A 12,761-nucleotide genomic window follows, 5' to 3' on the forward strand; every position below is an offset into this window, starting at 1 on the left:
TGACCTGGACCGACCCGACCGGACGGAAGTATCTGGACCGGCCACCAAGCCGGGTAAGGTTCGTACCCGTCATCGAACCAGCCGGCACTCCCGACATCCCAGACGAGCACCACCCCTTCTGAGCTGAGCGCCGTCGAGCGCTCAAAAGACCACGCTACTCATCGGCACTAGGTGAGGCCACAAGCCATCAGACGGGACGCAGGTTCCCCACTACCGGCGACCTGCTGCCGTGCCACCGTCACAAGAAACCGATCAGACAAGAGACCACTCAGACATGGAACCTCCCGCGAACGGCCATTCTGAGTCGATGAAGTGGCGATGAAGGGGTAAAGAAGGGGCGATGAATGGGTAAAGAAGGGGCGATGGTGTTTCTGCGGGGTAGGAGTACTCGCAGGGCCCATGAATTCCGAGTACACAACGGGTGGCGTGAGCATTCCCGAGGGGTATGAAAACCTGCAGCCTTGCAAGCACCGGGTAATCCCCGCGGCAGAACTCTCGATGCTGGGTGAACCAGGTTGCGACTTGGAAGGTTCGTCTGTGGCTACCCCCGACGGACGGGCCCGCGCCATCGGTGAGGTCGGAGGTGTCGCGTCAACTTCTTTCGGCGACCCGGCAAAAACAACGAAGCCTCAACCTTGATCGTGAACTGGGGCGTCCCCGGTGTTGCGGTATCTCTCATCACTCGAGAAGGAACAGAAACCTGGGCCACGACTGAAACCGCCCGCGAGCTCCAGAAAAAGCAGCTGCGCCTGTAGCACGGGCACAGGTGCTCATCCTCGCGAACGCCGCACCCACCAGTTGTGGGCGGCAATCACCCCGACCATCGCACCGACGGCAAGGGTGTACAGCACGATCGGCCAGTACTTCTGGCCATCTGCCATGAACATAGCGCTAAAGATTGCGCAGCCGCTGCCAAGAATCAGTGTCCGCGTCGAAGCGGCCGGAACATGCTCAGCCCGGCGCCAGATCGGCACCTTGGATCCCGGGTTGGCGCGGATCAGGACCACTGCCGAGGCGGCCGATAGCAGGCTTCCGGTACCTGCCAGGATCCAGCCGATGACGTGCATACCTCCCAGGCCACCAGCTATGACGCCCACTGTCAAGCGTCGTCCCGAGAGAAAGAGTAAACCCCGCCGTTGGGCAGAACGGCGGGGTTTACGGATTGGGGGCGCACCCACGCTACGAAGCGACGGATGCGGCAGCGCGATTAGGCGCTGAGGCGGGCGCGCAGGCTGCTGAGCTGTTCCTGCAGCGCGGCGGGAAGTCGGTCACCGAACTGCGCGAAGAATTCCTCGGTCAGATCGGCCTCAGCGAGCCAGGAGTTCGGATCGATCGCGAAGAGCTCGGCCAGGTCGGCCTCGGGGACATCGATCCCGTCGAGGTTGAGCTCACCCTCTGCGGGTACGGTGCCGATCGCGGTCTCGCGGCCGGTCACCTCGCCCTGAACGCTGCGAATGACCCAGTCGATGACGCGGGAGTTCTCGCCGAATCCAGGCCACAGGAAACGGCCGTCGTCACCCTTACGGAACCAGTTCACCTGGAAGATCTTCGGGGCGTTCTCTCCGAGCTTCTCGCCCATTTCGAGCCAGTGACCCCAGTAGTCGGCCATGTTGTACCCACAGAACGGGAGCATCGCGAACGGATCACGGCGCAGCTCGCCGACGGTGCCCTCCTGAGCAGCCGTCTTCTCCGAGGAAATCGTGGCACCAACAAACACACCGTGATCCCAGGAGAGCGACTGTGCAACAAGCGGCACATTGGTGGCGCGGCGACCACCGAACAGGATCGCGTCCAGCGGCACGCCGTCCTGCTCGTACCAATCCTGCGCGAGCGTCGGGGTCTGCTGGATCGGCACGGTGAAGCGCGAGTTGGGGTGCGCGGCGACGCGACCCGATTCCGGGGTCCACTCGTTGCCCTGCCAGTCGATCAGGTGCTCGGGAACCTCATCGGTCTTGCCTTCCCACCACACGTCACCGTCGTCGGTCAGGGCGACGTTTGTGTAGATTGTGTTGCCCCAGAGGGTCTCCATAGCGACCGGGTTAGTCGATTCGCCGGTGCCGGGTGCGACGCCAAAGAAGCCAGCTTCCGGATTGATCGCGTACAGGCGGCCGTCGGTGCCGGGGCGAAGCCAGGCGATATCGTCGCCGATTGTCTCGACCTTCCAGCCCGGAATCGTGGGCTGGAGCATCGCAAGGTTGGTCTTGCCGCAGGCCGAGGGGAATGCGGCCGAAAGGTGGTAGGCCGTGTTCGTGTTCGTGTCAGTCAGCTTCAGGAGCAGCATGTGCTCGGCGAGCCAACCCTCATTCTTGCCCATGACGCTCGCAATACGCAGCGCGAAGCACTTCTTCGAGAGCAGCGCGTTCCCGCCGTAGCCGGAGCCGTAGGACCAGACCTCGAGGGTGTCCGGGAAGTGCGTGATGTACTTCGTGTCGTTGCAGGGCCAGGCGTCATCGTCCTGACCGGGCTCGAGCGGAGCACCGACCGAGTGCACCGTGCGCACCCACTCGCTGCCGGGCGTGATGCCGTCGAGTGCGGTCTGCCCCATGCGGGTCATGATTCGCATGTTGAGCACCGCGTAAGGGGAATCGGTGATCTCGATGCCGAGCTGCGTGATGGCCCCGCCGACCGGACCCATCGAGAACGGCACGACGTACATGGTGCGGCCGCGCATGACACCGTCGAACAGCGGCATGAGCTCGGCCTTCATAGCCTCGGGCGCGACCCAGTTGTTCGTGGGGCCGGCGTCCGCCTCATCCTCGGAGCAGATGAAGGTGCGGTCCTCCACACGCGCCACGTCTGCCGGGTGCGAACGGGCAAGGAAGCTGCCGGGGCGGAGATCCTTGTTGAGCGGGATCAGAGTGCCCGCCTCAACCATTTCAGAGGTGATGCGGTTCCACTCGTCCTGAGAACCGGTGCACCACACAACCGCGTCAGGCTTGGTGAGCTCAGCGACCTCGGTCACCCACTGCAGAACTTCCGGGTTGGTCGTGGTGGCTTCCGCGGCTACGAGGTCAGAAATCGACTGCTCGGCCTCGACGGTCTGGCTGATGCCCATGCGTGCTCCTCAGGATCACTCTGGTGAAGAATCGGTGACATCTCCATTCTGGAGAACAAATTCACCTCGGGTTTACCAAATCTACTGTAAACTTTCGGGAAATTTGCCGTATGGTCAAGTTATGGCTCCGAACAGCAATTCCCCAGCCGCCGAGGCCGACCTCGACCGCCTGGTCCTCGGCAAGCGCATCCGACACTTTCGCACCCGCGCCGGACTCACACTTGAGCAACTCGGCGAGCGCGTCGGCGTAGTTGCCAGCCAACTCTCCCTCATCGAGAACGGCCGGCGCGAACCCAAGCTCACCCTGCTCCAGGCACTCGGACGCGAGTTCAGTGTCGACCCGGCGGAATTTCTCACGGGTGAGGCGCCCGACCACAGAAGTTCCCTAGAGATCGAACTCGAACGTGCCCAGAACGCCCCCGGCTACCAGCGGCTCGGGCTCCCCCACGTGCGCACACCCCGCACACTCGGCGACGAGGCCCTGGAATCGCTCGTCGGCCTCCACCGCGAACTGGCGCGCCGATCCCGCGCCGCGGCAACAACCTCCGAAGAGGCCCGCCGCGTCAATACCGCGATCCGCATGAAGATGCGCGAGCAGGACAACTGGTTGCCCGACATCGAATTGGTGGCGTCGGATCTGATGCGCCGGATCGGTCACGGCGCGGGGGCCGTCACACACCGCCAGGTCGCCATGCTCGCCGAACTCCTGGGCTTCACGCTCATCTTCGTCGATGACCTCCCCTCCAACACGCGAAGCATCACCGATCTCGAAAACGGCCGCATCTATCTGCCGCCGGCATCGATCCCCGGGGGCCACGGGCTCCGATCCCTCGCACTCCAGGCGATGGCGCACCGCGTCCTCGGACACGCAGAGCCGGCAAGTTATGCAGAATTTCTCGAGCAGCGACTGCAGATCAACTACTTCGCAGCGGCCTGCCTGATCCCAGAGGCAAAAGCCGTCGATTTCCTCCAGCAAGCTAAGCGCAACCGCAACCTCGCAATCGAGGACCTCCGCGATGCCTTCGGCGTGACGCACGAGGCCGCAGCCCACCGCTTCACGAACATCGCCACCCGCCACCTCGACCTCCGCGTACACCACTACCGCGCTGACGGCGCAGGATCCCTCGTGCGCGGATACGAAAACGACAACCTCCCGTTCCCCAGTGATGACTCCGGCTCGATCGAGGGCGAGGTGCTCTGTCACAAGTGGGGTGGGCGCACGGCGTTCGACCGCACCAACCGCACCAGCGAGTTTTACCAGTACACCGACACCCCCAACGGCACCTTCTGGTCAAGCGTCCAAACCGGTGACGCCGAGCAGGGACCGTTCGCGATCGCCTGTGGGGTGGCCTTCGACGACGCAAAGTGGTTCCGAGGTCGCGACACAACCGAGCGGATGGCGTCCACGTGCCCCGATCCCGCGTGCTGCCGCACCCCCGCCCCGGGGCTGCTCTCCCGGTGGGAGGGCAAAGCCTGGCCCAGCGCACGCATGCACGCCCACGTGCTCGCACCACTGCCTTCCGGCACCTTCCCCGGGGTCGACGATACCGAGATGTACCAGTTCCTCAGCAAGCACGCGCCCGAGGCATAACCAGAAAACGCCCCGGCAGCCAAGGCTGCCGGGGCGTTCTGAGGTTCACCCGAGTGGTTACTCGGCTGCGGGCTTCGGCCGCGACGCGAACTCCTCGAAGATCGCGCGGGGCTGCTGCGTCGCCTCGATGTTGACGACGTCGCGACCCAGGAAGAAGTGACCAACCCAGCCGCCGAACACACGCCACTTGCGCTCCCACGTGGGGATCGCGAGGCCGTGGTAGAAGCGGTGTGCGAGCCACGCGATGTAGCCGCGCATCGCGAACTTGCCCGACTGGAACACGCCAGTGTTCATGCCGAGGCCCGCGACGGCACCCTGGTTCTTATGGTTGTACTCTGCGACACCCTCGCCGCGCAGCGATGCCGCGATGTTCTTCGCGAGCAGACGACCCTGGCGCACAGCGTGCTGCGCGTTCGGAACGCAGAAACCACCGGGGCCGGGGGTCGAGGAGATGTCCGGGGTCTGCGAGGTATCGCCGGCGGTCCAGGCGCCTTCAACGACGTCGCCGTCCTCCGTGGTGATCTGCAGGGTCGGGCTACCGATCACGTGGCCGCGGGGGCCGATCGGGAGATCCGTGCCGCGCAGGAACGGGCGGGGCATGACGCCGGCGGTCCAGACGATCAGGTCAGACTCGTAGTTCTCACCCGTGGACAGCTCGATCTTGCCGTCAACAGCGGAGGAGAGCTGCGTGTCGAGGTGGATGTTTACGCCGCGACGGGTCTGGTCCTTGACCACCCAGTCGGCAGTCTCCTGCGAGACCTCGGGCATGATGCGGCCCATCGCCTCAACAAGGTGGAACTGCGTCTCGTCGAAGGTGATCTCCGGGTAGCGGCGCAGCAGGCTGGTCGCGAAGGAGCGGAGCTCGGAGATCGTCTCGATGCCAGCGAAGCCACCGCCGACGACCGTGATCGTCAGGAGGCGTGCGCGCTCGGCCGAGCCAGCGGGCAGCGACGCTGCGCGCTCGAAGTTGCCGACAATGCGATCACGCACGGCGACAGCCTCTTCGATCGTCTTCATGCCGATCGCGTTGTCAGCGATGCCGGCAATCGGGAAAGTTCGGGACACCGAGCCTGTGGTGACGACGATCTGGTCGTACGCGAACTCGTACGCTTCGCCCTCGTTCGGCGTGATCGTTGCCGTCTTGGTCGCGTGCGAAATGCCCGTGACCTTGCCCGCAACGTTCGCGGTGCGCTTCAGGTGGCGGCGACGCGCAACAACTGCGTGGCGGGGCTCGATCGAGCCTGCGGCGACCTCGGGGAGGAACGGCAGGTACGCGAGGTACGGCAGCGGATCGACGATCGTGACTTCGGCCTCACCGGCGCGGAGGAGCTTCTCGAGCTTCCATGCGGTGTAGAAGCCGGCGTAGCCACCGCCAACGATCAGAATCTTCTTCGCCACTGGGCGGTCTCCTTGATGCTCTGTGCGGGTACTGTCCGATGTTCGGACACGACGGGATGGGCACACGGGTGCCCCTACCGCTCAGTCTACCGCGCATTCAGGCAGTACTCAGCCACTTCGACGGGAAATCCCCGAAAAACAGTGGATTCTTCGACGGATCCCGCACTTTCCCGAGTTGGTTGATCCGCCACTCAGGCAGGGGTGTCGTGGACGCAGCCGCTACGGCCGCCAGCCGCTCCGCTCAAGCGCAATGTCACCAATCGGATTCACCCCGGGACCCGCGGCGAGCGCGTGCCCGATCAGCGCGTGCAGGCACTTCACCCGGGTCGGCATCCCCCCGGCGCTCACGCCCGCAAGCTCCGGCACCTCACCAACGAGGTCGCGATCCGCGATGTACTGCTCGTGCGCACGCTGATACTGCGCGCGCATCTCCTCATCCTCGGCGAGCATCTCATTGAACTCGACCATCATGCCGACGGCCTCGAGACGCGAGGCCGCGGCCACTGCCTCCGGATGGCACAGGTAGTAGAAGGTCGGGAACGGCGAACCGTCCGGCAGGCGCGGCGCGGTAGCGACGACCGTGGGACTTCCGTCCGAGGTGCGGCCGGCAATCCCAACCACGCCACGCGCTTCGCGCCCCAGCTGCTCGCTCACGGCGACAATGTCGGCCTCGGTGGGGGCGGTGTACGGCGGGCGGCTCATTCGGTAATCTCCTCGGTGCCCTCGGGGGCGATGTCGGGTGTGTCAGCGCCCGCCGACTCAGTGTCGGTAGGCGCGGTGTCGGTAGGCGCGGTGTCGGTAGGGGCGGTGTCTGTGGGAGCGGTGTCGGTAGGAGCGGTGTCGGTGGGCGCTGGATCGGCGCTCGCGTCCCCGGCGGGCATCGTGCCGGCGCTGAGGAAGGAGGCTGCTAGGCCGTGCGCCCAGTTGTCCTGGATCCGGGAGAGCTTGGCGCTTGTCTCCTCGGTCGACTCGATGGGCAGCACCACGTCGTCGATCACGTTGAGCTGAGTCTCCCCCGGCAACACGTAGAAAAGTCGGTCGCGTGCCTGCGCGCGCACGTAGACCGGGTCTTTCCATTTCGCGCGCTCCGCATCGATCTCAGTGACGGCTTCCTGGTGGATCCGAACACTCTCTCGAAGTTCAGCGATTTCGCGCTGCTGCTGCACGTAGGTCGACAGACTCGGGCTGACGATCACTGCGCCCGCCAGCACCAAGATGACAACGAGCACGGTGAAGCCGCTGAAGCGCAGACTCGAAGCCCAGGCTCCGAGGTCGCTCGTCAAGCGTTTCACCGTGCTCGTCGTTTCTTCTACTGGGGTGCTTCAGTTATGCAGTGAACCGCGGGAATGCTGCGCGGCCGGCGTACTTCGCGGCACCAGCCAGCTCCTCCTCGATGCGGAGCAGCTGGTTGTACTTTGCGACACGGTCCGAGCGGGCCGGCGCGCCGGTCTTGATCTGACCGCAGTCGGTAGCGACCGCCAGGTCGGCGATGGTGACGTCCTCGGTCTCACCCGAGCGGTGCGACATGACCGCGGTGTAGCCGGCGCGCTGCGCCATCTGCACCGCGTCGAACGTCTCGGTCAGCGTGCCGATCTGGTTCACCTTAACGAGAATCGAGTTACCCGCGCCGCGCGCAATGCCGTCCGCGAGGCGCTCCGGGTTCGTGACGAACAGGTCGTCACCCACGAGCTGCACGCGATCGCCGATCTCGTCGGTCAGGATCTTCCAGCCCTCCCAGTCGTCCTCGGCGAGGGGATCCTCGATCGAGACGAGCGGGTAGTTCGCCATCAGGTCTGCGTAGTAGGCGCTCATCTCTGCCGCCGTGCGCTGCTTGCCCTCGAAGGTGTAGACACCGTCCGCGAAGAACTCGGTCGACGCTACGTCGAGAGCCAGCGCGATGTCCTTGCCGGGCTCAAACCCTGCGCGCTTGATGGCTTCGACGATCAGGTCGAGGGCCGCTGCGTTGGTGGGCAGGTCGGGAGCGAAACCACCCTCGTCGCCCAGGGCGGTGGTGAGGCCCTGCTCCTTGAGCAGCGCCTTCAGCGCGTGGTACACCTCGACGCCCCAGCGGAGGCCCTCCGAGAAGCTCTCGGCACCGAGCGGCACCGCCATGAACTCCTGGATGTCCACGCCGGTGTCGGCGTGTGCCCCACCGTTGATGATGTTCATGAGCGGCACCGGAAGGGTGCAGGCCGTGGGGCCGCCGAGGTAGCGGTACAGCGGGAGCTCAGCGGAGGCCGCGGCAGCGTGTGCCACTGCGAGGCTGACGCCGAGGATCGAGTTCGCGCCGACGCGCTGCTTGTTGTCGGTACCGTCCACCTCGCGCAGCACCTCGTCGATGACACGCTGATCGTCAGCCGCGAAGCCCTCGATCGCGGGTGCGAGATCGTCAAACACCGCGTCAACGGCCTTCAGTACGCCCTTGCCAAGGTAGCGATCGGCATCGCCATCGCGGAGCTCGTACGCCTCGAACGCACCCGTGGAGGCTCCGGAGGGAACCGCGGCGCGGCCCACCGAGTCGTCCGTCAGGCCGACCTCGACCTCGACGGTCGGGTTTCCGCGAGAATCCAAGATCTCGCGTGCGATCACTGCGTCGATAAATGCCACTATGCGCTCCTCAGGTGTCAGCCAGTGCTGGGTGTTTGGGCAAACGTGTGGCGCGGATCCGCCACCGTGCCTAGTCTAGTGGCCGCTGGCGCTGGCGTCCCGTTCTCAACGGGACTCAGCCGTTCTCCGCCATGAAGGCGTCCGGTCCCTGCTCGGCCGCGGCCGGATCCATGTACATGAACTCGAGGATATTGCCATCGCGGTCCTCAAGCGTGCGCGAGTACATGAAGCCGTAGTCCTGCGCGTCCCGCGGCTCGGTGCCGCCCGCGGCCAGTCCTGCGTCCAGGATCGCATCGACCTCAGTGCGCGATTCGCGGGAAATCGCAACGATGACCTGCGCGCTCTGCGCCGGATCCGCCACCGGCTTCTCGGTGAAGGTCGCGAAATACTCGCGCGCAAGCACCATGAAATACACCTGGTCGCTCCACACCACGCAGGCGGCGTTCTCGTCGGTGAAGAGCGGGTTAATCTCGCATCCAAGTGCGGTGTAGAACGCTTTCGCCTGATCGAGGTCGGCGGTCGCGAGATTCACGAAGACTTGCGTACTCATGGCTGTACTTCCCATCCGCCGCGGGGTGCGGCTTCCGCGAATAGCGTCGCACCCCGCGCACCCCCGGTCAAGAGAGCGTTCGGGTGAGTTTCCTGGGGATGTTAAGCGGACAGTGGGCGGAGCTCAAGATCCGCCACCGAATCCATTCCGGCACGTACGTTTGCAATGCTTGTGAAGCCGTCCGCGGAGACGCGCGCCAGCAGCGTCTTCATGTTTTTCTGTCGCTTTTCGAGTCGCACTCGGTGGCCGCGCGCTACGAGCTCGCGCTTCAGTGCGACGAGCTGCGAGTAGGCAACATCGGTGTCGTACACAAGCGCCACCGATTCGGGCCCGGTCGCCTCGGGAAGCGTGAGAAGATCCACCACGCGTTCGAATCCGATGGAGAAGCCCACCGCCGGTACGTCCTGTCCCAGGAACCGTCCCACCATGCCGTCGTAGCGTCCGCCGCCACCGACAGAGCTGCCGGATCCGGGGTGCGCAACCTCGAAAATTGTGCCGGTGTAGTAGCCCATACCGCGGACGAGCGTCGGATCGAAGCACACGCTCACCCCCGCGGGGAGCACGCCATCGAGCGCGGCACCGAGCTCAGCGAGGTTCGCAATGCCGTCCTCGGCAGCCCCGGCCGGGAGCACCGCCGCGATCGCTTTGCCGGTGAGCGGGATCCCGTTCCCCGTGAGCGCGGGCTCCACTCCCGCGAGGATTTCGCCCATGCGCTCGGCGGCGGCCGGATCGATCTCACGCAGCTCCGAGACGACACCCTCCGTGCCAATTTTGTCGAGCTTGTCGACCGTGATCAAGGCGCGGTCGTGGGTCTCAGGCTCGAAGCCGCAGTGGCCCAGAAGGCCGAACAGGATCCGGCGGTCGTTCACGCGGATCACGCAGCCGGCAAGCCCGAGCTCCGCGAGAGCCTGCGAGGTCGCCGTCACGAGCTCGATCTCCGCCAGGATTCCGGGCTCGCCGATCACGTCAATATCGGCCTGCACAAACTGGCGGTAGCGACCCTTTTGCGGGCGCTCGGCGCGCCACACCGGTGCGATCTGGATCGACCGGAAGACCGGCGGAAGCTCAGCGCGGTGCGAGGCGTAGAAGCGGGTCAGCGGGACGGTGAGGTCGAAGCGCAGACCAAGATCGGCGAGCTGCTCCACGTCACCGGCCGCAGCCGCGGCGGCGAGCGCCTCTTCTGTGATCCCGCGCTTCAAGATTGAGAAGGAAAGCTTCTCGTTGTCGCCGCCGAGACCCGAGTGGAGGCGCGCGTAATCCTCAACCATCGGTGTCTCGATTTCGTCAAACCCATGGGAACGGTAGACGCCCTTGATGATGCCGAGGGCGTGCTCGCGGCGCGCTTTGTCGGCGGGCAGGAAATCGCGCATACCGCGCGGAGGGTTCACGGGATTGGCCATAGTTCCCCATTCTTCCATCTCTGAGCGACGGATCGTGCGCGTCCTCGCCGGGCGCGCGATTCCAGGGTTCGACAATGCACGGGGTCCGTACGTCTCACTGAGCGAGGCACCTCGGCCAGGGGGCCGGGAACGTAGCTCGCGCACCGTGTCTGCGACTCGCGGTGCCGACTCGCGGTTCCGACTCGCGGTTCCGACTCGCGGTTCCGACGGACGGTTCCGACTCGCGGTTCCGACGGACGGTTCCGACGGACGGTTCCGACAGACGGTGCCGACAGACGGTGCCGACAGACGGTGCCAACAGCCGATTTCGACAGCCGATTTCGACAGGCGATTTCGACAGGCATCGCCGGCCGACGGTTCCGTCAGTCGAAGGACAGTGCTGTCCGATGAGCTATGGCGCGACGCGGTAGCCGCTTCGAATCGCGACTCGGTTCCAGGCGTTCATCACCACGGCCAGCCAGCTCACCGCGGAGACCTGATCCGGCGTCAATTCTTCGGTGTCCCATTCGGTCCGCTCCGGCACCGAGAGCCGGGTGACCTCTTCGGCGAGCCCGAGCGCCGCCTGTTCCAAGGCCGAGAAGTACTGGGACTCCCACCATGCAGGAAGCACGGCCAGTCGATCCGTCGTTTCGCCCGCCGCGAGTGCGTCCCGGGTATGCAGTCGGCAGCAGAATGCGCAACCGTTGAGCTGCGAGACCCGGAGCTTAATGAGTTCCACGAGCGTCGGGCTCAGGCCGGCGGTGGCGGCAGCCTCCTCCGCAGCGGCGCTGAGCGTTGCCAGCTGCTGGTACACGTCAGGGTGCTGCTTGCTGAGGTTGATGCGTGACATGGGGACTCCGATCATTCAAGGGATTCGGACAATACCCGGAGCAAAAATGCTCGTCCCGGGATACCCGCATCGTCTCATGCGCCACTGACATTGCTGTTCTCCGCTATCGCTCGGCGAGGAAACCTCGCAGGGGGTCGCCGGGAGGCACAAGCGGCACACCAAGCGCTGCGGCAATGCGCTGCGCGGTTGCCCGGGGCGTCCGGGTCACATCGGACCACCGAAATCGCAGTACCCGGAACCCCGCATCCTGCGCTGCGGCGATCCGGTTCGCGTCTCGCGTGTACTGCTCGTCGCTCGTACGGTGCTGTTCGCCGTCGTACTCGACGATGATCCTTCGCTCCAGCTCGGCCATGTCACAGCGCCCGATCCACCGCCCCAGTGCATCGTGCACGTCGACCTGCAGCGGAAGCTCCGGAATCCCAAAGGCGACCATAAGGAGCCGCAAAAGCGTTTCCATCCGCGACTCCGCACCCGGCCGGGCCAACTCGATGGCCGCCCGCGCCCGGCGACTTCCCCGCGTGCACGCGCCCCGCGCCGCGTCGCGAAGGCCCTCGAGCGTCACGATAGGGCCGCCGGCACGTTCACGGCGGGGCCGAATCAGGTGATCGGCGGCGACCACAAGCTCGCGGAACGGGAGCACAGCTGCGGCCTGGGTCAACGCGAGCATGGGAGAAACCAGCGGTGCGCCGCTCTCGCCATGTCGCCAGGGCATCAACGGGGCCGCGTGCGTGTGCCCGATTGCGCCGCGCGCAGTTGCGCGACTTCCCGGTCGGAGGATCGAAACGTGCGGCTCGGGGCTCAGGGCGATCGGGCAGCCGTGCAGCACGAGAGCGGTGGCATGGCTGAAGACTTCAGTGGGCCTGAGCCGCGGGACGTACTGGAGCGCGGCAGCACGTGCACGCTCGGCCGAGAAACGTGCCGGTGGATCGACTGTGACCAGGGACCGGACCCCACGAAACGGGGTACGAAGCCGCGGGTGCCGGAGTGCATCCTCGCTGAGCCCGAGGCAACGAGCCTCAGCAACACTAAATGGGCGTCGCGAGAGTGGGACAGGAACTTCGGAGAGTGGCCAGGGCATGGGTTGATGCTGTCTCACCGGTCGCCGGCCGCGGGGCGTGTTCGCGTATCTGTGGAGGAAAGGGTCAATTGCGCGACACAGGCAGCCTGTGGAGGAGAGCTCTCGCAACCCGGGGCACCCGAGGTCCCCGCATCCATGGGTGAGTTTCCGGGGCTTCGTGTCCGGGAAGCCCCGGAAACTCACCCATGGATAACGAATCGGGCGCGCGCGGAGGTCGGGATCGGCGACGCGATGCTCGCCCTCGTGATGCGTG

The 12,761-nt window shown here is 65.4% G+C and carries 11 protein-coding genes; 1 reads left to right on the forward strand and 10 read right to left on the reverse strand.

What is annotated here, in order from left to right; all coding sequences use genetic code 11:
- Window positions 1–770: 770 nt before the first annotated feature.
- Both FM113_RS05350 and FM113_RS05355 read right to left on the reverse strand, forming a co-directional pair.
- Window positions 771–1,067: a hypothetical protein gene (locus tag FM113_RS05350; RefSeq protein WP_087012280.1), complete on the reverse strand. Its 297-nt coding sequence runs from the start codon at window positions 1,065–1,067 to the stop codon at window positions 771–773.
- Window positions 1,068–1,207: 140 nt separating this feature from the next.
- On the reverse strand, window positions 1,208–3,055 hold the full coding sequence (locus FM113_RS05355; protein ID WP_087012282.1) for a phosphoenolpyruvate carboxykinase (GTP): 1,848 nt from the start codon (window positions 3,053–3,055) through the stop codon (window positions 1,208–1,210).
- Window positions 3,056–3,176: 121 nt separating this feature from the next.
- Between FM113_RS05355 and FM113_RS05360 the strand changes: the two genes are divergently transcribed.
- Window positions 3,177–4,646 (forward strand): helix-turn-helix domain-containing protein, encoded by a 1,470-nt coding sequence (locus tag FM113_RS05360; RefSeq protein WP_087012284.1) that lies wholly within the window; start codon window positions 3,177–3,179, stop codon window positions 4,644–4,646.
- Window positions 4,647–4,703: 57 nt separating this feature from the next.
- On the opposite strand, the gene FM113_RS05365 is transcribed toward FM113_RS05360, so the two are convergent.
- From FM113_RS05365 to FM113_RS05400, 8 genes are all read right to left on the reverse strand, one after another.
- Window positions 4,704–6,044: an NAD(P)/FAD-dependent oxidoreductase gene (locus FM113_RS05365; RefSeq protein ID WP_087012286.1), complete on the reverse strand. Its 1,341-nt coding sequence runs from the start codon at window positions 6,042–6,044 to the stop codon at window positions 4,704–4,706.
- Between the two features lie 219 nt (window positions 6,045–6,263).
- Window positions 6,264–6,746 (reverse strand): DUF501 domain-containing protein, encoded by a 483-nt coding sequence (locus FM113_RS05370; protein ID WP_087012288.1) that lies wholly within the window; start codon window positions 6,744–6,746, stop codon window positions 6,264–6,266.
- Window positions 6,743–7,336 (reverse strand): septum formation initiator family protein, encoded by a 594-nt coding sequence (locus FM113_RS05375; protein WP_087012290.1) that lies wholly within the window; start codon window positions 7,334–7,336, stop codon window positions 6,743–6,745. Before FM113_RS05375 ends, FM113_RS05370 begins: the two co-directional genes overlap by 4 nt.
- Window positions 7,337–7,370: 34 nt before the next feature.
- Window positions 7,371–8,651, reverse strand: coding sequence for a phosphopyruvate hydratase (eno, locus tag FM113_RS05380; RefSeq protein WP_087012292.1), 1,281 nt, complete (start codon window positions 8,649–8,651; stop codon window positions 7,371–7,373).
- A 115-nt stretch (window positions 8,652–8,766) separates the two neighbouring features.
- Complete coding sequence (locus FM113_RS05385) at window positions 8,767–9,201, reverse strand: VOC family protein (protein ID WP_087012294.1); 435 nt, start codon at window positions 9,199–9,201, stop codon at window positions 8,767–8,769.
- 101 nt (window positions 9,202–9,302) lie between these two features.
- Window positions 9,303–10,601 carry a histidine--tRNA ligase gene (hisS, locus tag FM113_RS05390; protein ID WP_087012296.1) on the reverse strand — a complete coding sequence of 433 codons (1,299 nt, stop codon included), beginning with the start codon at window positions 10,599–10,601 and terminating at the stop codon, window positions 9,303–9,305.
- A gap of 391 nt (window positions 10,602–10,992) precedes the next feature.
- Entirely contained in the window at window positions 10,993–11,430 is a 438-nt protein-coding gene (locus tag FM113_RS05395; RefSeq protein ID WP_087012298.1) for a carboxymuconolactone decarboxylase family protein, read from the reverse strand.
- 103 nt (window positions 11,431–11,533) lie between these two features.
- Complete coding sequence (locus FM113_RS05400; protein ID WP_087012301.1) at window positions 11,534–12,508, reverse strand: DUF559 domain-containing protein; 975 nt, start codon at window positions 12,506–12,508, stop codon at window positions 11,534–11,536.
- Window positions 12,509–12,761: the final 253 nt, after the last annotated feature.

This window comes from Leucobacter sp. 7(1), assembly GCF_900163635.1.
Classification (GTDB): Bacteria; Actinomycetota; Actinomycetes; order Actinomycetales; family Microbacteriaceae; genus Leucobacter.